Raw genomic sequence first — 23,328 nt, forward strand, 5'->3', positions numbered from 1 at the left:
TTGTATCATTTTATTTTGTAACTGTTTACAACCAGAATATAGTTCCAATTATCATTTTTTGCAATAGTAAACTTATGTATTTTGAGACAGAATATAAAAAGAGTGTCATTTGCGATAAAAACAAATAACACTCTCATTTTTTAAAACTCTTCATATACCGCTGGATCTTGATTCTTCGTTCGACCGTTAGGCTTAGTCAAACCGTTGATTTGACGCATATCTTCTTCCGAAATTTCAAAATCAAAAATATCCATATTTTCACGTTGACGAACTGGTGAAGCTGATTTGGGAATAGGAATTGTATTTAATTGCAATTCCCATCTCAGTATCATTTGACCAACAGTTTTTTTATATTTTTTGCTTAATTTAATCAATAATTCATCTTGCAATACAGAACTAGCACGTCCAAGTGGACTCCAGTCCATCGTTACGATACCGTTATCTGCATCAAATTGACGCATTGGTTCTTGGTTGAAGTATGGATGCAACTCAATTTGATTAACGCTTGGCATAATGCCTGTTTCATCTTTTAGTTTGTTCAAATGTTCTGGTAAAAAGTTGCAGACACCAATCGACTTTACGAGTCCAAATTTTTGGGCATCAATCAAAGCTTGCCAAGCTTCAACATACATACCACGCTTAGGATTAGGCCAGTGCAATAAATACAAGTCAAAATAATCTAGGTGTGCTCGATACAACGATTCTTGTAGCGCCGTTATGGCATCATCGTAAGCGTAATATCGACCGGGTAATTTAGAAGTAACTGTCAATTGATCACGATTAATGCCACTTTCAGCAATAGCTCTACCAACGGTGCCCTCATTTTCATAATTATAGGCTGTATCCAGCATCGTATAACCATTGTTAATGGCCGAAACAATACTTTGAACACCACTACGTCCATTTAACTTGTAAGTTCCAAAACCAAAACTAGGAATCTTTTGTCCATCATTTAATTTATACATGAATATAATCCTCCTCAATACTTATAAACTACAACAAATTGAGAAATTGGACAAAAGAAAAAGTCCTACATCAATCCGTGATGTAGGACTTTAGACCACCTTACAGAAAACTTTGGAATGTGCAAAGCAGTCATTTTAATTCACAGGTAGGCTACCTGCATAAATAATCATACAAGCATTTACGAGAAATAGCTACCATTATTTTTATTTTTCGTTGACCATTTGATAAATTGTCTTAGCGGCTGGCTTAATATCAGCTGCCAATCTGGAATAATTTTCCAAAACAATAACGGCGTTCTTTCCATTATGAGAAATATGCATCACGGTTTGAAAGCCATAACCCCAACCATTAGCAAAGTTATCATTTGGACGATGATACAAACCGCCTCCATAAGTACTGCCACTACCAGGCTTAAATAGCTCTTTACGAGATTTTTTGCTCAAGTAAGAACCGGTCATAATATATTTTTCTACTTTATATAAATCATTGGCACTCATATAAATTTGGCCAGTACCTAACTCATCAAATTCGAACCATTTTCTCGTATAAAAAGCGTTCTTGTAATCGAGTCGTGATGACAATGGATCGATATTGTTATATCCAGTAGCTTTGAGAATATTAGGATCATTGTCGTATGCAAAAATCGTATTATCCAAATCAAGTTTCTTAATAAAAGTATCGGTAAACAACTGACGATATGATTCACCAGTCAACTTTTCCAAGATACCACTCAACAAATTGAAGTTAATCGCTTGATAATCCCACTTACCATGCAAAAAATTAGAGAATTTGATGTTAGTAATATCTTCATGAATAATATCTTCATCGGAAAGAATCCGACTAGGCCCAATATCACCCTTTAAAATCAAGCCCGAAGTCATGTCGAGCATTTGTCTAATGGTGATTTTTTTACTGCCGGGAATCTGTGGATAAAATTTAGACAATTTATCACTTAACTTCAGCTTGCCATCTTGAACTTGCTTCATGATCATCGCTGCTGTCATTGACTTCTGTACGGAATCAATCTCATAAGTTGTATTCTTATCATTGTCGATGCCATTAGCATAATTGGCAAAACCGCGGCTAGTTTGATAAATCGGCTTACCATTTTTAACGACCAACAATGTTCCAGAATATCCTTTCTGATCTAATAAGCTGTCGATTTTTTGATTAAATTCACTGTCAGCCGATGAATCAGTTGAATCTGCCAAAACAGTCTCAGGAGCTAATCCTGAAAAGATTGCTAAAAGCATGAAAAGAACTAAAATATTTTTTTTCATAACACACACCTGTGAAACCTGTCTAGAAACCTTCCTCAATTCACAATTATAAATTATTTTCCCAAAAAGGAATACTAATAAACTCATTAATATTGCTTGTTAAAGACTAGAAAATATCCGATATGGTAAAATGGATTCAATAAGAAAAGAAGGAGATTTAAATGAAAACTATAATAATTATCGTTGTTATTATCTTATTGATTGCTATTTATGCTGGCATGTACAATAGCCTCGTTAAATATCGTAATCGTGCTCGTGAATTCAGTTCTCAAATCGACGTTCAATTGAAACGTCGGACTGATTTGATTCCTAACTTAGTTGAAACTGTCAAAGGTTACGCTAAGCACGAAAAAGAAACTCTCGCAAACGTTATCCAATTAAGAAATAACGTTAACGCAGCTGACTCGTTACAAGACAAAGTCGAAGCTGACAGTGCCTTGAGTGGTGCTTTGAGACAAGTCTTTGCCTTGGCCGAAAACTATCCTGATTTAAAAGCCAATCAAGAATTCTCTCAATTAATGGAAGAATTATCCAACACTGAAAATAAAGTTTCATATGCACGTCAAGCTTACAACAGTCAAGTCCAGGCTTACGATACCGCAATTCAAACTTTTCCACGTAACATCATTGCAGGAATTCATGGATTTAAGGAAATGAACTTCCTCCAAATTCCTGACGCTGATAAAGTTGCTCCTAAAGTTAAATTTTAGTCGAGGGCTACAATGATTTACGAACAGATTGATCGTAACAAACGTAAAACCTACTTGATATTTTTTATCTTCTTTTTGATATTAGCTGCTTTAGGCAGTTTTATCGGTGCCTATTTCTTCGACAATATTTACTCAGGTATCGTTGTAGCGGTAATTATTGCAGTCGTTTATACATTGATAACCTACTTTCAGTCAACTAGTATCGTAATGCAAATGAACGGTGCTAAAAAACTCAACTCGGCTAAAGAAGCACCAGATCTATGGCACATCGTTGAAGACTTAACAATGGTCGCTGACATCCCAATGCCAGAAATTTACATCATTGACGACCCTAGTCCTAACGCTTTTGCAACCGGGCGTGACCCAGAGCATTCAGCAGTTGCCGTAACTAGTGGTTTATATAAGATGATGAATCGTGAGGAACTAGAGGGCGTTTTGGCACATGAAATTTCTCACGTTAGAAACTACGATATTCGTGTTTCAACTATTTCAGTCGCCTTGTCGTCAGCCATCATTTTGATTTGTTCTATTATCGGTAATGCTTATCGTTGGTGGATTCCGATGAGTGATGATGACCGTGACAACAATAATTCTGGTGCTATTCGTGCAGTTCTTTGGTTAGTTGGTTTAATCTTTGCAATTATAGGACCAATGATTGCTACTCTAGTTCAGATGGCAATTTCAAGAAACCGTGAGTATTTGGCCGATGTTTCTGGTGCTGAGCTGACTAGAAATCCACAAGGACTGATCAATGCTCTCGAAAAGCTCGAACAGAGTACTAAACCAATGAAACGAGTCGATGATGCTTCAGCGGCTCTTTATATTGATGATCCTAATAAGAAGAAACATTTTGCAGGATTATTCGATACTCATCCACCATTAGACAAACGGATCGAAGCTTTAAAGAAGACCTTTCAGTAAGAAGTTGATTGATTTCAACTTCTTTTTTATTTTTAATCCGTTATTTCCGAATTAAATTTGTTGTTAATGCAAATATTGTTCAATATTTCAGAAAATCTATGATAGAATCATATTTGGAGATTGAAGAAATCTTCGTAGTGAGGGGAATTTTTTTATGTATATGTTATTACTCATTGTCATAGGTTTAATCGTACTGTTTACCGCTTTTATGATCAAACCTAAAAAACGAGTCCAAAAGAAGTTAGTATCCTTAGGAATAATCTTAGTTATTGCTGGGGGTTCAGGAGTTTATCAGTCCTATCAAGGGAATTTAAGTACTGGCGATAATCCTAAACGGGTTGAAAAAACCACTACTGCTGATTCTGACTTGGCTAACTTGAATTATCAAGGTACTCAAGAAGTGGAAGTTAATAACAATACACCTACTTTCACAAAATCCGAACTAACTGTTTCGAATGGTCCTTGGCAACAATTTGCCGACTTAGACAATTTAAACCGAGCCATCCAAGCAGATGCTTTATTAAGTAAAAGTCTGATGCCTACTGCCAAACGTGAAGCACTCTATGTTAACCCTACTGGTTGGCATAATAAGCGTATTAAAGGCGGTTGGCTATATAATCGTTCACACTTAATCGGTTATCAATTGACTGGACAAAATAATAATCCTAAGAATCTGATGACCGGTACCCGCTCTTTGAACTCGCCTGAAATGCTCAAACATGAAAACGATATTGCTTACTATCTCAAGCAAAATCCTAATAACTTTATTAGATATCGTGTCAAACCGATATATCGTGGCGATGAATTAGTTGCTCGTGGCGTCCAAATGATGGCTGAGTCCTTGTCTAGCAACGGACAAGCCGATCATGGAGTTTCTTTCAACGTTTATATCTTTAATGTTGAAAAGGGTGTGAAGATTAATTATAGTGATGGTACCAGCGTAGTTAATAATAATTAATGATTAGGAGATGGTCGTAGTGCAATATAGTACAGGTGATAAAGAAGTATTCGATCTAATTAATAAGGAAGAACAACGACAAAATAGAAATATTGAGTTGATTGCTTCTGAAAATATCGTTTCTGACAACGTTAGAAAAGCTCAAGGATCAGTTTTGACTAACAAATATGCTGAAGGTTATCCTGGGCACCGCTACTATGGTGGTTGTGAATATATCGATGGTATCGAACAAATCGCAATCGACCGTGCTAAGAAACTTTTCAATGCCGAATACGTTAATGTTCAACCACATTCAGGTTCACAAGCCAATGCTGCTGCTTATCAAGCTGTTCTAAAACCAGGAGACCGAGTTTTAGGTATGGATCTTAATGCCGGTGGTCATTTAACTCACGGTTCAAAAGTTAACTTTTCTGGTAAAATTTATGATTTCTTCTCATATGGCGTTAATGATGAAGGTTTGATCGATTATGACGACGTTCAAAGAATCGCTGAAGAAGTCAAGCCACACTTGATTGTTGCTGGTGCTTCTGCATACAGTCGTATCATTGACTTCAAGAAATTCAGAGCAATTGCTGATTCTGTCGGTGCATATTTGATGGTCGATATGGCCCACATTGCTGGACTAGTTGCTGTTGGTTTACACCCTACTCCAGTTGGAGTTGCCGATATTGTTACTACTACTACTCACAAAACTTTAAGAGGACCTCGTGGTGGTATGATCCTTGCCAATGCTGAATTAGGTAAGAAACTTAACTCAGCTGTCTTCCCAGGTACACAAGGTGGACCACTAGAACACGTCATTGCTGGTAAGGCCGTTGCTTTTGGCGAAGACCTTCAACCAGAATTCAAGACTTACATGGAACAAGTTGTTAAAAATGCTGCGGCAATGGCTAAAGTCATCGATGCTGCAGATAACCTTTCTGTCCTAACTGGTGGCACGGATAATCACTTGCTAAATGTTGTTCTAACAGAATGTGACTTGAATGGTATGGAAGTACAAAACTTACTAGATTCTATTCACATCACAACTAATAAGGAAGCTATTCCAAACGACCCATTGCCTCCAAAATATACTTCCGGTTTACGTCTAGGCTCTCCTGCTGTTACTTCAAGAGGTTTTGACGAAAAAGACTGTGACGAAGTAGCTCACATCATCGTTGACGCTATCAAATATCACGACAATCCTGAAAAATTACAAGAATTAGATGCACGTACTAAAGCATTGACTGACAAGCATCCTATCAAATAATAATCACTCAAGCAGAGCTTAGGCTCTGTTTTTTTTGTTGACTTTTTTCTCAAAGGTCATTATTATAAGTTTAAACATTTAAACGTATTGCAAAGGAGGAATATCATGGCCGAAGAAACTATGAATCTTTTTAAAAAAGGTATGCCGATTTTTTCAATTTTTCAAGATGAGAATCGTCAAAAAATTATTTTACTATTATGTAAAGACAAAGAATTAACTGTCAATCAAATTACCGATCAACTGAATTTATCACGTCCAGCTGTCTCACACCATCTCAAATTGATGCTAGATGCTAAAGTTATCGCAGTAAACAAAGTTGGTAAAGAACGATTTTACCGTGTTTCACTAGATGAAACTGTACAATTATTGAAAGATTTGACCGTTTCCCTCGAAAAAAGTATTTCATCTAAATAAGATGGAATTTATTTTTACTCATTATGTTTAAATGTTTAAACGTATAATCAGGAGAATACTATGACTACTATTTTTGAACCTCTAACTTTAAAAACTAATACTACAATTAAAAACCGCTTCGTTAAGGCTGCTCTGAGTGAAACTTTAGGCAATAAAAACTACCAACCAACAGAACAACTCATTTCACTTTATCAAGCATGGGCTAATGGTGGGACTGGCCTACTCATTACAGGAAACGTGATGGTTGATCCAAACGCTCGCGGTGAATTTGGAAATATCGTCATCGACCGCAATCAAAATTTTGAGCTGCTAAAAAAATGGGCTCAAGCTGGAACTACCAATGATACTAAAATCTTTATGCAATTAAATCATCCTGGTAAACAATCTCCCAAGACTATCACAAAACAACCCGTCGCCCCCAGTGCTGTTCCTATGACTGGTTCAAATAGTTTTGCTTTCAATTCACCTCGCGCTTTAACTCACACAGAAATACAGCAAATCATCGCTAAATTTGTCGATGCCGCAGTCATTGCTCAAAAAACTGGCTTTTCAGGAGTAGAAATTCACGCCGCTCACGGTTATTTACTCAATCAGTTCCTCTCACCACATGACAATCAAAGAACTGACGAATACGGTGGTTCTTTAGAAAATCGCATGCGCATTGTGACAGAAATCTATCAGGGCATTCGTGAAAAAGTAGGTAATGACTTCCCGATTGCTTTAAAAATTAATTCTTCAGATTTTCGTCCTGATGGTTTTTCTGAAGAGGACTCACTCAAAGTAATTCAAAAAATGGATCAAATGGGTATCGACTTGATAGAAATATCTGGTGGTAACTACGAGAATCCGAAAATGCAGGGAATTGGCAAAGGTGCTTTCTTCATCGATTATGCCAAAAAGGTCAAACAAACTATCAAGACTCCTATCATTGTTACTGGTGGTTTTAACACTGCTAATGGTATGGAATCGGCTATTAAAAATGATGAGACTGATTTTGTCGGACTCGCTCGTCCATTAGTTATGGTTCCAGACTTGCCCAAACAACTCAAATGGGGTAATTTTACTTCTGTAAAGTTAAATCATCTAACTACTGGTTCAAAAAAATTGGATAAAAAAGTTGGTTCTTTGATTGGATTGAGCTTTTATCAACAACAAATGTTGCGAATTGCTGAAGACAAAAAAGTTCAACCTACCACAAATGCTTGGGGAGCCTTATTATTTTCTCTTAAGCACCAAGGAATATCTGCTTTAATGCCACAACGGAGTAAGGAGTAATTTATGAAAAAAATCTTAGTCGTTTTAACAAATACAATTAAATATTTAGGCACGCAACAAGCTACTGGACTTTGGCTAGGCGAAGCTACCGAATTTGTCGACGAAGTTACCAAAGTAGGTTTTTCAGTTGATTACGTCAGTCCCAAAGGTGGTTTCGTTCCCTTAGATCCTCGTAGTTTCAAATACACTGACAAATCCACCATGGACATTTATAGCAGTCCTGATTTTCAACAGCGAGCTTTAACCAATTCATTAAAACCTGAAGAAATCAATCCCAAAGATTATCTAGCTATTTATTACACTGGCGGTCACGGTGTGATGTGGGACTTCCCTACCAATCAAAAATTACAACAAATCACTAATGACATTTATCAACAAGGCGGCTTCGTAACTTCAGTCTGTCATGGCATCGCTGGATTACTAAACGTCAAAGATGATTCCGGTAATTATTTGATTACTGGCAAAAAGATCACCGGTTTTACGACTACCGAAGAAATTCTTGCTGGTAAAAGAAAAGTCGTTCCTTTTTTGAATGAGGATGTTGCTAAATTACACGGCGCTGATTTTCAAAAGAAACGAGCTTATAAAGAATTTGCCATTCAAGATGGACAATTGATCACTGGTCAAAATCCATTTTCAGCACGTGCGGTGGCTAAGTTGTTAATCAAAAATAAGAATTGAGTGTATACAAAAAAGATTCCCTACTGATTTAGAAAAATCAAAAGGGAATCTTTTTTTCATAATTATTGAATATTAAAATGCAGCATATTGTGTATCACTTATGCTGATCCATTCATCAGTTGCAACACGATACATTATTTGACCATTAATTGTAGCCATACGATCAGTGTACCAGCCAGTATGAGCAGCTAAAGCACGATTAGTTACCTTCTTACCAGTTGATGTATAAAGACTAGATACTTTATTTGTATCTATTTGACCTTCTCTTGGTGTTACTTCAATACCGTCTGTCTTTTTAACCCATTCATTAGTGGCAACACGATAATAAGTTGTACCATTAATATCCATCTGTCTATCGATTTGCCAAGCTGATGCTTTTGGCAAAGTTATCGCAGTGACATTTCCATTATCATCATAAGTTTGTGCATCAATTGATGGTGAGAATACCAATGACAAACTTGTTCCTGGTGTATTAGATGGTGTCGTTGCATTATTTGTTAAATCATAAAACGGAAAGGTAAATAAAATGACCTCACTTGCATCTTCTGACAAATAAAGTTCATACATACCAGAACCATGGTCAGTACTTGGTGTATAGTTGGGGATTTCAGGATAATCAAAATAACGACTTTCCCCAGGTGTCAATGTAACATTACTAACATTAATACTCGAGGCCTTACCATCCAATACAGCTGGAACTGAACCAGTAAAGTTATATGTTCCATCCTCATTCGAAGTTATATCTCCTGTTACTTTTGCAGCATTTACTTGATTCAACACGTCACCACTAACTGTAGTTGCCTCTGCCGTTACCTCAGTACTAGCATTAATCACTGGTGCAGCAATTGGTGCAACAGCTAACAAAGCGGCTGCTGTAATTCCCATATATTTAGCAAATTTTTTCATAATAAATCCTTCCCTCATTAACATTTTTTAATTATTTAATATCGTCTGCCATAACCCATTCGTCTGTTGCAACACGATACATTGTTTGACCATTAATTGTAGCCATTCGATCTGAATACCAAGGGGTATTTTTGGCTAAAGCTCTATTAGTTACTTTTTTACCCTGTGAAGTATAAAGTGAAGCTTGCTTATTAGTATTTACAGTAGTCTCATTTAGAGTTACAGCTAATCCATCATCTTTTTTTACCCATTCATTATTAGCTACACGATAAAAAATAGTTCCATTAATATTCATTTGTCTATCTACATTCCAAACAGAAGTTTTTGGCAAAGTGATTGTTGTGGCTTTTCCATTATCGTCATAAACAGTTGAATTTACTGAGGATTCAAATAATTCTGAGATTCCAGTTCCTGGAGCCTTGACATTTGAAGTTTCTGATTTAGCAGGATTTATAACAACATCTTTTGTTCCTAATACGGGTTCATTGATAAAACTATCCCATGAATATGCCTCTGCTGGTTGAGTATGTCTTAAACTCAAATGAAATGTCACAGATTTACCTTCCGATAATAATTCATTAGCTTGATCTTTGATTAAATTACCAGAAACACTATTATCGGTAGCCGTTGCGGTAATAATCACCCCATATTGATAATTATTAAAGAAAGTGTCATCTCCGTTACTATTATCATTAAAATGTTTAAAGAAACTGTCCCCTGAATTTACTATCATTGATTCCTCAGGAGTTAAATCACTGGCATACATGAAAAATAATCCATCCGATCCGAATACATAATACGTTCCTATTTCCTCATTTGTTATTAATGAACTATTTTTTGTTAAGTTAATCGTACTTTTGATTTCGCCTAACCATTTATTAACATCTGATTGATTAACATCATTTGTATCAGCCTGGACAACGGTTTCCGTAGTTGAATTAATAACTGGTGCGGCAATCGGTGCTGTTGCTAAAAGCATTGCAGAAGTAATACCTAAGTATTTAATTTTTTTATTCATAATAATAAATTTCCCCCAAAATAAATTTTTATTGTTAATAAGGATGTACCCATTCATTAGTAGCAACTCTATAATATGTAACACCATTAATTGTTGCGTATCTATCCGAATACCATTTAGTGTATGCTCCTAAAGCACGATTCGTGATTTTTTTACCTTTAATAGTATACAAATCCGTCAATTTAACAGTATCAACAATATTGTCTCTTATATGAATTTCTAGTCCATCACTACCTTTAAGCCATTCATTACCACCAACATGGTAATATGTAATACCATTAATAGTCATTTCTTTATCAACGCTCCAAGATGAAGCTCCCGGTAAAGTTGTGGACGTTGCCATCCCATTGTTATCGTAAACTGCTGAATCATCAAAAAGTTCAAAAGTTAAAGCAACTGAACTTGCCGGAGCCTGAATAGAAGTAACACTACTTGCATCATTTTTCGTATAATAAAGATTTGTTAATAGCGAATATCCTGTCGGCGTTCTTAGAAATGAAACCTTATTGTAGTTGGGAACATAACCATCCAATACAGGCGCATCAACGGTAGAAATTTCCCCAATCTTATCCGCATAAACCAAACTTTTTGTTCCAACTTTAACTTCATTATTCCCGGCCTTAGCATAAAAATATAAATAAGCCGGACCATTATTAGCTACGTCAATATTAAAATCACCATAACTCTTCACATTATTATCTGCGGCTTCAACGGTCATTTCAGACTCAGTATTAATGGTTGGCATCGCTATTGGTCCAACGGCTAATAAAGTTAAAACCGTAATCCCCATGTATTTAGCGAATTTTTTCATAATAAGTTCTTCCTCCCTGTAACATTTAATTACATTCATATGTTACCTCCAAGGGGTGTCACCATATGGCATTCTGCGAGCGTTAACAAAAGTTTTTTGAAAAAAGTTTAAATAATTTTGATTTCCCCATAACACACTCTAAGCGGCTTAGCCACACAATGGAATACGGAAGCTAAAGCTTCCCCATAACACACTCTAAGCGGCTTAGCCGCACAATGGAATACGGAAGCTAAAGCTTCCCCATAACACACTCTAAGCGGCTTAGCCGCAAAGAGTGTGTAAAAAAAATAGACCTTATCAAAATTGATAAGATCTATTAATAACTAATCTTCTGTATCCATAGAAAGGTTAGCTTTTTTAACTTTATGTTCATAACGATAATAAAGTGTAAATCCAGTTAATCCGAAGACTACTGGGCCAAGAACGGTCCAAAGAGCATCAGTATAAGCACCTTCCATTAATGGTTGTAGCAATGTAAAGATAATTGCAAATGCCAATACTAAGAAGACGATTATCGAAACTGTCCACATAGCTTTCTTATTCTTATAGAACAAGTATGGCTTTTCGATGTCTTTGTTCATGTTAAAGAATGGATATGCTCCTACTAAGAACAAGTATGGAACAGTCGTTGAAACGTTAGCCATCAATGTCAAAACATTGTATAGAGCTTTGGCGTTTTTGCCACCCATATCGACAATTAAGATCAATACGATAACAACGATTGCTTGCATCCACATTGCATAAGCAGGCATACCATGTTTGTTTAATTTAGTAACTTTTTCAGGCCAAAAGTCTTTTGGTGTACCCAAAACGAATGATTTCAATGGTGAATAAATCAACACGAAGAAGGAACCCATGTAAAGGATAAACATATCAAAACCAGTGAAACGTGCGAGCCATTCACCTAAAGTAATAGCTGCTGCACTGCCCATTCCGGTATGAATTCCAAATTGATAACCAAGGTTACTCATCATAACATAGGTAATATTTCCTAAGTTAACGTCCCCTTTGGCAATAACTGAATTCCAGTTGGCACTCATAGCCCAAAAGAGAATTGTTAGTGAATAAAGTACTGTGATAACAATAGCCGAAATCAAAACACCACGTGGAAAATCACGCTTAGGATTCTTCATACTATCAGTAACACCACCGACAGATTCCATACCACCGTAAGCAAAGATTGCATAAACGATGAAGGAAACCATCCCTAGTGGTGAAGCGAAAGCTGGATTTGCCGAATGGATAAAGGTATCTAAGCCTTGAATTGGTTCAGCTGTGTGAAAGCCTGACATGAATAGAACTGCCAAACTTAACACGAAGAAGATAACTTGCAAGAGAATCATCATAATACCACCAAAGTTTGAAACCTTAGTGATTTTTTCAATACCTTGTGAAGCTGTGAATGTAACAAAGATAATCCACAAAACAGCTAAAACACCAATAACTTGTGTAGCACTTAAACCAAACATTCCCCAAGTTTGGGTTGTATCGTGTCCAGCAAAGGTCGTAGACAATGGAATCCAAACTTTTGAAGAAGTGGAGACTAGCCAAACTTCCCATGAAGCTAGCCACATGAAGGTACCGATAAAGGCCCATTTAGGTCCAACGGCCCCATCGATCCAAGAATAAATTCCACCTTTTGCTTCATTAAAAGCGGAACCATACTCTGCCATCATAAATCCTACTGGAAGGAAGAAGAAGACAGCGGCAAAAACATACCAAACGATACTTGCTAATCCCATCTGCTCATACGCAACAGTTGTATTAGCGAATCCAAAAATAGCCGTGAAAATCATCATTATCAAACTAAATAACGTGATTGTTTTCTTCGGCGAATTACCATCATTCATTTTTAAAACCCCTCATTTAATTTTCAATGTACAAATTTTTATAAATTCATATCTGTCTTGAAGTTTAGAGGTGAAAAATCAGTCGAGTCCGTAATTAATTGAGCAATCAGCTCTTTGTAGCCATCAAGTGAAATTTTTGCCATTTCAAATGAAGCTTCTGTTAAATAATTAGGTAATTTATCATCATCTTTGCTCAAGGCCTCTTTATCAAAATCGTTTAACTTCTTGCGAAGCGTGATATTGATGTCCTTTTGCTTGGCTTGGAAGTCTTTTCCAAGTTCTTTGTAATGACCATCTAATAAAACTCCGGCCAATTTATAAGTCCAATAAGCTGACTTGCTATCATATGGTAATTTCCCGAGTTTGTATTCTTCAGGTGTATCAGTGCTTCCCATATAGAATGGTACATAAACGCTTTGAGAAGCTACACCCATTGCTAACCATTGAACGCAAGCAATCTCAGGAGCCATATTAGGTCTGATTTGTAAGACGTGTGACTCTTGAGTTTTAGCTAAACTAATTGGACGATATTTCTTATTATCATTAGACTTGTTCAAAGGATCGAATGGAGTCTTTTGATAATGCGATGCCAAATAATCTTGAGCATCATCAACACTTAACAAACGGTTTGCTTTTTTGACAAAAGCTAAATCTTCACTTTCTGGGCTTTCATTAGTTTTTCCCGAAAACTGTTGTTGGCCCCACCAGACACGAGGTGTGCTGTATATTTCATCAGATAAATCATGTGTTCCAAAAATTTCTCTAAAATTAAAACCGTTGGGTTTAGTATTCAAATGATTATTTTCGACGAATTCTTTAATATCTTTACGATATAAGAAATTATCTGGATCATCGAAATCGATTTCTTGAATAGCTAGTTGATTGGCGACAACTGCGTAACTATCGTCGGGGATACGTTGCGCAACCCAATAATGCCCTGATCCACTTTCAAAGTACCAAACTTCATCTTTATCTGAGAAAAGTACCCCGTTAGTTTCACAAGTTCCATAATCTTCAATAATCTTTCCTAGTCGTAAAACACCTTCCCGAGCGGTTTTGACATAGGGTAGAACTACTGTGATCATGGCCTCTTCACCAATACCATTTTTATCAAGAGGATCAACGCCTAAAACACGTTGGTTGGAATAAGCACTTTCTGTGGCACTCATCCCTACTCCGTATTCGTTAAATCCATCCTCTTCAAATAATCCTTCTTTAAAGGTCCATTCAGGAGTGGCAGAATATTTATAGCGAATTTTAGGTAGGTCCATTTGAAAGTCATTAGCCTTGGAGACAAACTTTTGATCATCAGTAAATTCTTTATGTTCATGAATAACGAAATGTTTAGGCCATGAAGCCATTGCATCTTCGTTACGTCCGATGATAGTTGAACCATCAACGGTTGCTTTTTTACCAATTAAAATACTGGTACAAGCAGATAAAGAACTCTTATTATAAACTAAAGCCATCTAATCACCTTACTTAAATTTTACTGCGGTACCATAAGCTGCAACAGTTTCCATGTCAGCACTGATCGAATCAGAATCAAAACGCATCATAACGACAGCATCGGCACCCATATCTAAAGCATTTTGACGCAAACGGTCAATCGCAATATCACGTGCTTCCGTTAATAACTCGGTATAAGCTTTGATCTCACCACCGACGATGTTTTTGAATCCGGCTCCGATATTTTTTACGACGTTTTTTGATTGAGTAGTAAGTCCGAAAACTTCACCGATAATCTCGTAGTCGCGACTTGGAATATGCTCAGTCGTAGTCACTAATATCTCGCTCTTCTCCATTGATTCACCTCACAAAAATAATTATTTCACTCCATAAATAATGTAACACATAAATTGCGTCAAATGATTATATCTCAACAAATATTACCGACAAAATGCAATTTTTGTTGGATAAAAATATCATGAATATAAAAAATTTAAGCGTAAAAAAAGAACCTTGTAAATTATCTCACAAAGTTCTCTTCCTATTATTAATTTAATTTTTTTTATTAATCTTTTCGGCAACCTTGTCGACTGTTTCATCAACTCGTTCTTTAGCTTTGCCGATGGCTTCTTGAGCCTTGCCTTTTAATTCTTGCTTATCATTGCCAGAAGCTTTGCCAACTGCTTGATTCGTTTTACCTTTAATCATATCTTCTTTACTTTCAATACTCATACATAAAACTCCTCTCTGATTTATCTATAATCAAAGAATAGCAAGTTTCTGGTAGATTGAGCAATATTTTAGTTCTTCAAAATATCCTTAAAGAAATCAACTGTAATATCAAAGATTGGTTTCATGATTGCCAAAATCATTAGGAATAGATCGACAAACAATAATTTGATCATCCAGGCAACCGACATACTAGTTGTAAAGTGGAAATATAGGGCAAAAAGTCCTAAGAATATAGCCACGAAAGCAAAAATATAAATTACAACCAGTCCTATTAAGTTTTCTGTTTCAGTTTCTTCATGTTTCATGGTAGTTTCCCCCTCATCTGGATTGACAAACTGTTATTTATCAATCTTTGTTAACGCTTACATTATAACATTCTCAAGGTTTCTACGTTAATTTTTTTAAAATAAAATTGCTTTTTATTTGCTTATTGTCGACTGAGCGCATAGTATAAGTGTAGAAAAAATTGATGAGATTAAAATTAAATATATAACGCATTGTTCATTTCGGGGGTCAATCAAATGAAATTATCAAGAATTATTACTCTTTCGGCCGTATTTTTTGCTATGTCCAGCTCTTTTGCTGTTTCACAAAAAAATGCTGATGCAGCTACTGTCGCAACTACTAACGGCAACGGAATTGCCAAATTGTATACTAAAAATGGTAAAGTAATTTCCAATCGTGCTTTAGCACCCAACACTAAATGGGCTGTTGGAAACGTTATTACAATTAATGGAGAAAAATTATATCAAGTTGCTTCTAATGAATATTTAAAAGCTAGTGCTTCTAGCCTTTCTGGAGACGCTCCGGTAGCAGTTGCAACAAAATCAGATGCTACTACTGAATCACAAAGCGATACTGCATATACTCCAAATATTGCTAACATCAACAGTTACTTTGCAAAATACGTCAACGCTTTGCACCAAGCTAACGGTACTGGTTCTGTTAACGTTTCTAACGACATTGTTTCTTATGCTGCCCAAAGAGCTGATCAACAAAACGGTAACAATTTGGCTCACAACACAGCTACTAAGAACATGTCCGAAAATCTTTCTGGTGCTGGATATGACTACATAATAAAAAATGCCGGAGCTAAGTCCGACAAAGATGTTGCTTATTTCTTATTAAAACAATGGTATGACGAAGATAATTGCGTCGACCCATTGGGTACAGCCGGTCACTTTGGTCACCGTGCTGCTTTGATTTATGCTGGTCCTAACGTTGGTCTTGGAATCAACGCCAAAAACTCTGCCTTCGAAGCTGATTGGAATGTTGACAACATCTCCGCTCAAAAGCAACTTTACAATTATACTGGTACAAATCCTAATACTAAGTTTATTTCTAAAGATGCTGTTCAATAAACTCAATTCTAATAAACTCGCTGTAGATAACTTCTACTCCGAGTTTATTTTTTTTGGATTCTTTTTGAGATCATCACTTGATCTAATTCTAATAAAATTGATGAGGTTAAATTAGTATCTGTAATCAAATGAATTTTTCAGTCGTATTTTTATTTACAAGTAGAATTATACATTCCATTATTTTGTAAGTGCATCCAAGTTTGAAAAAAATTATTTTCAAAAAGTGGGTAATTTATTATCAAGTCACATCTAGTGGTTTTTTTGAATTCTGGAATCGTTCCTTTATATATAAACCATTTTTAAATTTGTATCTAAAGATACTGATATAACAACATCCATTGACATTTTATCCATGTATACCTTTCAGATTAGAAAATATTTTTTTATACATTATGACCATTTTTATATCCAAAACGTACCTATAATACGAGTTGTAAAGCAAATAACAAGACAAACATTTTATAGATATATACATACAGAACTGCGAGGGATATATTATGACAAAAGAAAACTTAAATAAATTTAACAAAAAATTTATCGTTACTGCCCTTGGTGTAGCAGCTTTAGGTTTCCAACTAATGCAAACTAATAATGTTAAAGCTGACACTGCCGCAGATTCTAAAACTGGCGATGCCGCTTCTGAAGATACTGTTGAAACCAATGATAGCTCTGTAGCTGATGATTCTAGTATTCAAAAAGATTCTAGTTCTATCACTAATACTGATGAAACTGATAATGCAGATTCAGATAGTAAAACAAATAATAATAATGAACAACAACAAGTTAACGATACTGACATTATTGCAAAAGATTCAAATACTCAAAGCCAAGATGCTAATAACGTTAATGAAAATAATGACCAAATTCAAACTGCTTCCCTTTCAACTACTGAAAATGTAGACAAAGGTTCTACTGATGATCAAGGAACAAATTCCGATGAACAAGCGGATTCTCAGCAAAATACGACAGAAAATGATGATTCAATAACCACTGATACGCAAACTAATACTGATCCAGCTATTATTGATGGAACTCCGGCTAACAGCCAACCTGCAGTTACTAACGGTGACCCAATCCAAAGCACTATTGCTGTTTCAGCGACAAATTCTACTGGAACGATGACTTCCGTATCTACTGCTACCGATGGTGCATCTGCCTTGATTAATTCTGATTCAACTTCAGCAAACATCATTGTAACTATCACTAATACTTCAGATGAAAAACAAGGAGACTACGGAGAAACTGTCAGACTTCCAAAGAACGTTCAAGAAGTTGAGGGTTCAGCACATAGAACTTCTAATGTCGTATTATCTGATGATTTTGATAATACTGCATTTATTACTGGTCTTCCTGAAGGGGCAGAAGTTGTTTACTCCACTTCAACACAAAATAACTGGCAAACTGCCGAGGAATTGACTGCAGATCCTAATTTCAAATGGTCCAATGTCAATGCGATTGAAATTAATTCAAATATTTTTCATTTTAATGGGACAACGGCTTATCTAGAACCCGGAAAATCCATCGTTATGACAATTCCTATTACAGCAAAGACAACCGATCAAACAAAAATTACAGGGGTCTCTGCAGTAACAACAGAATATAACAGAGTGAATGGTGATTATCGTAGAAAATCTAGTGTATACAGTTTTAGATACGCATCAGTTGCTGGCAAAGCTTCATCTATTTTAGATGGTCAGTATAAAGCTGTCCTTACAAATGGTGATGATGTACCTACAGAAATTCAAAACATTATTCCTAATTACAAAGACGGAGACGTAACAATTGATGATTTCTTCGGATTTGACACCGTTAATATCGATAATAATTTATTAGCAAATGGCGGATTTGTCTACTTGAACTTAAACAATCTAGGAATTACTAAAGAACTGAATGGTTTAGGATATTCTTATCTACTTCAAGATGGTACTGGATTTCAACAATCTGCATATACTTATCAAATTGGTGTTAATCCGGTTCAACTTATCTTAAGACAAGTTATCAATGCCCAAAATGGTACTACTAAAGTCGGTCAAGACTGGACTGCAGCAGACAACCTAACTTCAGTTCAAGATAACAACGACAATGTCCTAACAGGAAACGATGCAATAAGTGCCGTATCGACAACAATCAACGACCAAGATGGTGTTTTACAAGATGGTAAAGTCGTTAAAGCTGGTACCTTTGAAGTTACTTATACGTACAACTTAAAAGATGGCACAGCTATTACTAAGACAGTCACAGTTACCGCCGATCCAGCAACAAACAATTCTAGTTCATCAAGTTCAAGCTCATCTTCTAGCTCCAATACTTCATCAACTACAGACCCAACAGATCCCGTAGTATCTCCAGATTCACCTGACAATATCAATGATCAAGACCGTCTAGTTTCTACTCACCCTGCAGATGGTGTAGTTTCACTTTATAAGCTAGACACAACTAAAATTACTAACCGTAGTTTGAACACAGCTTCAGATTGGTACAGTGATAAGGACATGACTTTTGCCGGTGAAACTTATTATCGTGTTGCTACTAACGAATGGGTCAAAGCCTCAAATGTTTATGTTTACCAAAATAAGAACCAAGTTATTCAAACAAACAATAACCAACAACTAGTCGATTCCAAAGGTAACACCGTAACAAATCGTTCATTGCTTGCTAACACGGCTTGGTACACAGACCGTATCGCAACTATCAATGGCAAGAGTTATTACCGTGTTGCTACTAATGAATTTGTTCCAGTTGATGCAGTTACAGTTATGTAATTAAGCATACAAAAAGAGCATTCACTCTCTAAAGTGGATGCCCTTTTTGTATGTTTTATTAGACGTATAAATTAAAAAAGTGCCCTTTTACGGACACCTTCTAGATTAATATCAGTCAAAAGATTGATATAACAGGCTTTCATTTATTTTTTATTGGGCATATTGGGTTCGAACCAATAAATTGCGGATTCAGAGTCCGCTGCCTTACCATTTGGCGAATGCCCATTAACAATAAAACTAACAGTAAAATGTTATAAAAAAAACGTCCTAATGTCAATAGTAATCCTGATATAATCACTTTTCAAGCCGAAAAAAAGGCCACTCAACTATACACTAGTCAAAATGGTCTCACTAATACTATTTATTTTCAGCTACTTTACTAACCTTAGCTTTAAAGGCTGGCTTTTTGATTTCAGCTTGTTCCATATCATTCTCTAAGATGTTAATGGCACGATCTAATGATTCAAATGATTCATTATTCAACAATTCTATAATGGGACTCAATCGCTCAAATTCGTTAGAGAAAAGTCCTTTATTCATTTGTTCATTATTAATACGTTTTAATTTTAAATTAAAGTCCATCAATGCATTAATGCGAATCTTTGAATTATCCAATTCACACAAAAGATCGTCAATCTTATCCATATCGTAAGTTCTAGTTAGTTTATCTGTATTATTCATAACAATACACTCCTTAGTTTATTTCTTGTATCTGTCTATACAAAACCTCTCTGACAACTATCATTCTAACTGCTTTTCCAAAGAAAGATAGTATATTATCCAGAATGTACATATTATTTTTAGATAAAATGATACCGATTTTTTTGTACAATTAATTTGATTTTGATACAAATATTCTTATAATATATCAATTCAATATATTATTTTATATTCGAAATATTTTCAGAAAGTATAAAGATGTGTTACACTAATCTAGTTTTGCGAGAAACTTTCACAAATAGAGGAGATATCAATTTTTACATGTACTTATCAACTATCGAAAAAAGAAATTATTTAATTGGCTTTCTTTTTATTATTTTCATGGTTTCAATTGCGACATTCTTAAATGATTTAGAAATTATTCTGCCAGAAATTGGTGCTTTAACTGCTGGGACTTGGATCTATCAAAACGATGGCTGGATCCACCAACCTACAAAAATCTTTTTGGCACCTTCAGGAACTGCTATTATTGGATTCTTAGTCAATCAATTATCAATCGGTTACGCACAAAAAGTCTTAATTGGACTATTACTGATGTTAATTTTGTTGAAAATATTACGTTCTAATTTAGCCCCTTCATTTGCGACTGGTCTGTTACCTATTATTATTAACGCCACTCACTGGTCCTTTATTGTTGCTATCTTATTGTTCACGTTGGCTTTAATGTGCGGCGTTTTCTTACAAGGTAGCTACAAAGAAACTACTCCCGACAAAGCTATTCAAAAACATCACATGATAATTTTTACAATTATGGCAATTATTTGGGTCGGAGCAGTTTGGTTCTTTGGATTCGCACAAATGGCCGCTATTCCACCAGTCATGGTCGTCTTTTTTGAAGTGTTACAAAAACCAGATTACAAATGGCGTATGGCCGCTAAACATTTCATCGCTTTAGTCGGAGCTGCCAGCATTGGCGTTTTCGTTCATACTTTCATTGCTTCATGGATTGTTTCAGCGTTGATTGCCATGCCATTAGTTTTCATACTATTACAATTACTAAGAATCAAGTTACCAGCAGCATTTGCCTTTCCACTCCTAGCGTTAGTTTTACCTAAATCAATGTTCCATATGTTACCAATCACTGCAATTTTAGCATCAACTTTCTTCTTAGGCTCGATTGTAGTCTTGAAAAAGATAAAGCCAATTTTACAGACGAAAACTGAATAGCCAAAAAATGCATCCCTGAGTATGTTCAGAGATGCATTTTTTATGCAGTTTCTAATAAATCAATCAAACAATTAGTAATGTATTGCGAATCTTTTTTCACATCGTTCAATGGTAATTTATCCACTAAATCTTTAGTTGGATTAAAGAAAACGATTTCTTCATTTAAAGCCTTACCTACTGGAAGCTCCATATCTAAGCCAGTTTTCTTAACCCGGCGATACTCAATATTTCGGACGCGTAAAACAGTCTCTTTCAAAATATAATCTTGAACATTTTCAAAACTAGTCGTATCACCATAATTTTGATAAATCTTCTTCAATTTTTGTAATACAACAATATTATTATTCATAGCTTCATCTCTCCCGTTTCGTATATTACATTTTTAATTTTATACTATTGGGAGATTTATTCTGTGCCGTAACTGAATAAAAAAGTTTCAACTATTTAAAAAATTCCTTATTCAAAGTTTACTTATCAATTAAACCTATCTCTTTGGAATCAAAGCCATGATCAATTAAGCCATTAAATTCTTCTTTTAATTCCGGTCTCGTTTCAGTAGTACCAGGAATGTAGTTAGCATCTTCGGTTCCAGCTGCTAAAGCATGTTTGTAATACCATTTTTTCCAACGTAAGAAATCTAATGTGTGTTGCAATGCGGCCATCTGGTCTTCCAAATCTGCTTCCTGTTCAGCCAAAAAGTCATAGCGTTCTTCAAGTGTCTTATCACCTGCCAAGCACAATTCAATAAACTTAGCTATGTGCTTAACTGGCAATCCAGCTTCCTTCATACAGCTGATTGTTTCTAAATAATTGAAATCTGCGTCTTTAAAAACACGACGACCACTTTCATCTCGATCAACAAAAGGCAATAGTCCCTCTTTATCGTAATAACGTAATGTATAAGTACTGATATTTAATTTTTCGGCAACTTGCCCAATGGAATATAACATAATTATTCTCACTTTCCTCTTAACAGCTGTTCTAACTTTATACGTATTAATGTTCAAATACAAATAAAATTAATTTTCTTATGTATTTCTCTTGACTTAGACCTAACTCTAACTTCTATATTAGTAATCGTTGAAGCAAGACAAAATATTAAGGAGTATATAAAATGAAAACAATAAAACTTGGCAATAGCCAAATGAACGTATCCGCAACTGCTTTAGGAATCATGCGTATGGTACGTTTAGACCCTAAAGAAGCTACTAACGTGCTTGAAAATGTTCACGACAAAGGCATTAATTTCATTGATTCAGCCGACATTTATGGCAACGGCGATTCAGAAAGAATTTTTGGAAAAGCCTTCAAACAATCTAGTTTAAAACGTGATGACTTCTTCATTCAATCCAAAGGCGGCATTGTTCTCGACCCTAAGAAGAGTTCTGGAGAATTAGTTTTTGGTCAAAGATACGACTTTTCTAAACAACATTTGATCGAAACTGTCGATAAAATTTTACAAAGAATGCAAATTGATTATTTAGACTCATTTTTACTACACCGTCCTGACCCATTGATGGAACTTTCTGAAGTTGCCGATGCTTTTGATGAATTACAAGCTTCTGGTAAAGTGAGACATTTCGGAGTTTCCAACTTCAATCCAATGCAAGTAGAAATGTTGCAGTCAGAACTTAACCAAAAACTAATGATCAATCAATTACAGTTCGGTGTTATGCACACTGGCCCAATTCAATTTGGTTTGCACACTAACATGCAAGACGACGCAAGTATCAATCGTGATGGCGAAATCATCGAATATTCCCGTCTTCACAATATGACGATTCAAGCTTGGTCACCTTATCAATACGGTTTATTCGCAGGAACTTTCATTGATAATCCTAAGTTCCCTGAACTCAATAACAAATTACAAGAATTAGCAGACAAATACGGAGTTACCAAAAATGCCATTGCTACAGCTTGGATTCTACGCCATCCTGCTAAAATGCAAGTTATCCTTGGTTCAATGAATCCCAAACATTTAGACGAGAGTATTGCTGGTACTGATATCACCTTAACTAATCAAGAATGGTATGACGTATACTTCGCTGCTGGAAATGATTTACCTTAATATACGAAAAAACACTCACATTTTTTTGCG

Annotated in this window: 24 protein-coding genes and 1 tRNA gene; 11 read left to right on the forward strand and 14 right to left on the reverse strand. The window is 35.5% G+C overall.

Annotation, left to right across the window (positions count from 1 at the left end; all coding sequences use genetic code 11):
• Positions 1-140: 140 nt before the first annotated feature.
• Together LF20184_RS08280 and LF20184_RS08285 are read right to left on the reverse strand one after the other, a co-directional pair.
• Positions 141-965: an aldo/keto reductase gene (locus LF20184_RS08280; protein WP_010020199.1), complete on the reverse strand. Its 825-nt coding sequence runs from the start codon at positions 963-965 to the stop codon at positions 141-143.
• A 204-nt stretch (positions 966-1,169) separates the two neighbouring features.
• On the reverse strand, positions 1,170-2,246 hold the full coding sequence (locus LF20184_RS08285) for a serine hydrolase domain-containing protein (protein WP_235806597.1): 1,077 nt from the start codon (positions 2,244-2,246) through the stop codon (positions 1,170-1,172).
• Between the two features lie 161 nt (positions 2,247-2,407).
• On the opposite strand from LF20184_RS08285, the gene LF20184_RS08290 reads away from it, so the two are divergent.
• The 7 genes from LF20184_RS08290 to LF20184_RS08320 all read left to right on the forward strand — a co-directional run bounded on the left by LF20184_RS08290 (position 2,408) and on the right by LF20184_RS08320 (position 8,454).
• Positions 2,408-2,956 (forward strand): LemA family protein, encoded by a 549-nt coding sequence (locus LF20184_RS08290; protein ID WP_010020201.1) that lies wholly within the window; start codon positions 2,408-2,410, stop codon positions 2,954-2,956.
• 12 nt (positions 2,957-2,968) lie between these two features.
• Positions 2,969-3,877, forward strand: coding sequence for a zinc metalloprotease HtpX (gene htpX / locus LF20184_RS08295; protein ID WP_010020202.1), 909 nt, complete (start codon positions 2,969-2,971; stop codon positions 3,875-3,877).
• Between the two features lie 154 nt (positions 3,878-4,031).
• Positions 4,032-4,835 carry a DNA/RNA non-specific endonuclease gene (locus LF20184_RS08300; RefSeq protein WP_010020204.1) on the forward strand — a complete coding sequence of 268 codons (804 nt, stop codon included), beginning with the start codon at positions 4,032-4,034 and terminating at the stop codon, positions 4,833-4,835.
• 10 nt (positions 4,836-4,845) lie between these two features.
• On the forward strand, positions 4,846-6,084 hold the full coding sequence (gene glyA / locus LF20184_RS08305) for a serine hydroxymethyltransferase (protein WP_029606544.1): 1,239 nt from the start codon (positions 4,846-4,848) through the stop codon (positions 6,082-6,084).
• Between the two features lie 105 nt (positions 6,085-6,189).
• Complete coding sequence (locus tag LF20184_RS08310) at positions 6,190-6,498, forward strand: ArsR/SmtB family transcription factor (protein WP_010020206.1); 309 nt, start codon at positions 6,190-6,192, stop codon at positions 6,496-6,498.
• A gap of 60 nt (positions 6,499-6,558) precedes the next feature.
• On the forward strand, positions 6,559-7,773 hold the full coding sequence (locus LF20184_RS08315) for an NADH:flavin oxidoreductase/NADH oxidase family protein (protein ID WP_010020207.1): 1,215 nt from the start codon (positions 6,559-6,561) through the stop codon (positions 7,771-7,773).
• A 3-nt stretch (positions 7,774-7,776) separates the two neighbouring features.
• A complete protein-coding gene (locus LF20184_RS08320; protein WP_010020208.1) occupies positions 7,777-8,454 on the forward strand; it encodes a type 1 glutamine amidotransferase domain-containing protein in 678 nt (225 codons plus the stop codon).
• Between the two features lie 72 nt (positions 8,455-8,526).
• On the opposite strand, the gene LF20184_RS08325 is transcribed toward LF20184_RS08320, so the two are convergent.
• From LF20184_RS08325 to LF20184_RS08360, 8 genes are all read right to left on the reverse strand, one after another.
• On the reverse strand, positions 8,527-9,360 hold the full coding sequence (locus tag LF20184_RS08325) for an SLAP domain-containing protein (RefSeq protein WP_010020210.1): 834 nt from the start codon (positions 9,358-9,360) through the stop codon (positions 8,527-8,529).
• 31 nt (positions 9,361-9,391) lie between these two features.
• Positions 9,392-10,378 carry an SLAP domain-containing protein gene (locus LF20184_RS08330; RefSeq protein WP_010020212.1) on the reverse strand — a complete coding sequence of 329 codons (987 nt, stop codon included), beginning with the start codon at positions 10,376-10,378 and terminating at the stop codon, positions 9,392-9,394.
• Between the two features lie 34 nt (positions 10,379-10,412).
• Positions 10,413-11,189: an SLAP domain-containing protein gene (locus LF20184_RS12970; protein WP_010020214.1), complete on the reverse strand. Its 777-nt coding sequence runs from the start codon at positions 11,187-11,189 to the stop codon at positions 10,413-10,415.
• 323 nt (positions 11,190-11,512) lie between these two features.
• Positions 11,513-13,039: a glutamate/gamma-aminobutyrate family transporter YjeM gene (gene yjeM / locus LF20184_RS08340; protein WP_010020215.1), complete on the reverse strand. Its 1,527-nt coding sequence runs from the start codon at positions 13,037-13,039 to the stop codon at positions 11,513-11,515.
• A gap of 38 nt (positions 13,040-13,077) precedes the next feature.
• Entirely contained in the window at positions 13,078-14,508 is a 1,431-nt protein-coding gene (locus LF20184_RS08345; protein ID WP_010020216.1) for a C69 family dipeptidase, read from the reverse strand.
• A gap of 9 nt (positions 14,509-14,517) precedes the next feature.
• Positions 14,518-14,844, reverse strand: coding sequence for a heavy metal-binding domain-containing protein (locus tag LF20184_RS08350; RefSeq protein ID WP_010020217.1), 327 nt, complete (start codon positions 14,842-14,844; stop codon positions 14,518-14,520).
• A gap of 196 nt (positions 14,845-15,040) precedes the next feature.
• The gene (locus LF20184_RS08355; protein ID WP_010020218.1) at positions 15,041-15,220 is read right to left on the reverse strand and encodes a CsbD family protein; all 180 of its coding nucleotides are present in this window, start codon (positions 15,218-15,220) and stop codon (positions 15,041-15,043) included.
• 68 nt (positions 15,221-15,288) lie between these two features.
• Entirely contained in the window at positions 15,289-15,525 is a 237-nt protein-coding gene (locus tag LF20184_RS08360) for a hypothetical protein (RefSeq protein ID WP_010020219.1), read from the reverse strand.
• Between the two features lie 216 nt (positions 15,526-15,741).
• Between LF20184_RS08360 and LF20184_RS08365 the strand changes: the two genes are divergently transcribed.
• Positions 15,742-16,581, forward strand: a complete 840-nt coding sequence (locus LF20184_RS08365; protein WP_010020221.1) for an SLAP domain-containing protein — start codon at positions 15,742-15,744, stop codon at positions 16,579-16,581.
• Between the two features lie 497 nt (positions 16,582-17,078).
• Positions 17,079-19,343: an SLAP domain-containing protein gene (locus LF20184_RS12975; RefSeq protein ID WP_010020222.1), complete on the forward strand. Its 2,265-nt coding sequence runs from the start codon at positions 17,079-17,081 to the stop codon at positions 19,341-19,343.
• Between the two features lie 153 nt (positions 19,344-19,496).
• On the opposite strand, the gene LF20184_RS08375 is transcribed toward LF20184_RS12975, so the two are convergent.
• Together LF20184_RS08375 and LF20184_RS08380 are read right to left on the reverse strand one after the other, a co-directional pair.
• Positions 19,497-19,568: transfer RNA gene (locus tag LF20184_RS08375), tRNA-Gln, on the reverse strand.
• Between the two features lie 132 nt (positions 19,569-19,700).
• Positions 19,701-20,024 carry a hypothetical protein gene (locus LF20184_RS08380; RefSeq protein ID WP_010020224.1) on the reverse strand — a complete coding sequence of 108 codons (324 nt, stop codon included), beginning with the start codon at positions 20,022-20,024 and terminating at the stop codon, positions 19,701-19,703.
• Positions 20,025-20,324: 300 nt separating this feature from the next.
• On the opposite strand from LF20184_RS08380, the gene LF20184_RS08385 reads away from it, so the two are divergent.
• On the forward strand, positions 20,325-21,230 hold the full coding sequence (locus tag LF20184_RS08385) for a hypothetical protein (RefSeq protein ID WP_029606545.1): 906 nt from the start codon (positions 20,325-20,327) through the stop codon (positions 21,228-21,230).
• A gap of 40 nt (positions 21,231-21,270) precedes the next feature.
• Here the strand turns inward: LF20184_RS08385 and LF20184_RS08390 are convergent, their stop codons facing one another.
• Both LF20184_RS08390 and LF20184_RS08395 read right to left on the reverse strand, forming a co-directional pair.
• Positions 21,271-21,579: a hypothetical protein gene (locus tag LF20184_RS08390; protein ID WP_010020226.1), complete on the reverse strand. Its 309-nt coding sequence runs from the start codon at positions 21,577-21,579 to the stop codon at positions 21,271-21,273.
• 118 nt (positions 21,580-21,697) lie between these two features.
• Positions 21,698-22,180: a MerR family transcriptional regulator gene (locus tag LF20184_RS08395; RefSeq protein WP_010020227.1), complete on the reverse strand. Its 483-nt coding sequence runs from the start codon at positions 22,178-22,180 to the stop codon at positions 21,698-21,700.
• Positions 22,181-22,344: 164 nt separating this feature from the next.
• Between LF20184_RS08395 and LF20184_RS08400 the strand changes: the two genes are divergently transcribed.
• Positions 22,345-23,298 (forward strand): aldo/keto reductase, encoded by a 954-nt coding sequence (locus LF20184_RS08400; protein ID WP_010020228.1) that lies wholly within the window; start codon positions 22,345-22,347, stop codon positions 23,296-23,298.
• Positions 23,299-23,328 lie beyond the last annotated feature (30 nt).

The sequence above is a fragment of the Companilactobacillus farciminis KCTC 3681 = DSM 20184 genome (assembly GCF_002706745.1).
GTDB lineage: Bacteria > Bacillota > Bacilli > Lactobacillales > Lactobacillaceae > Companilactobacillus > Companilactobacillus farciminis.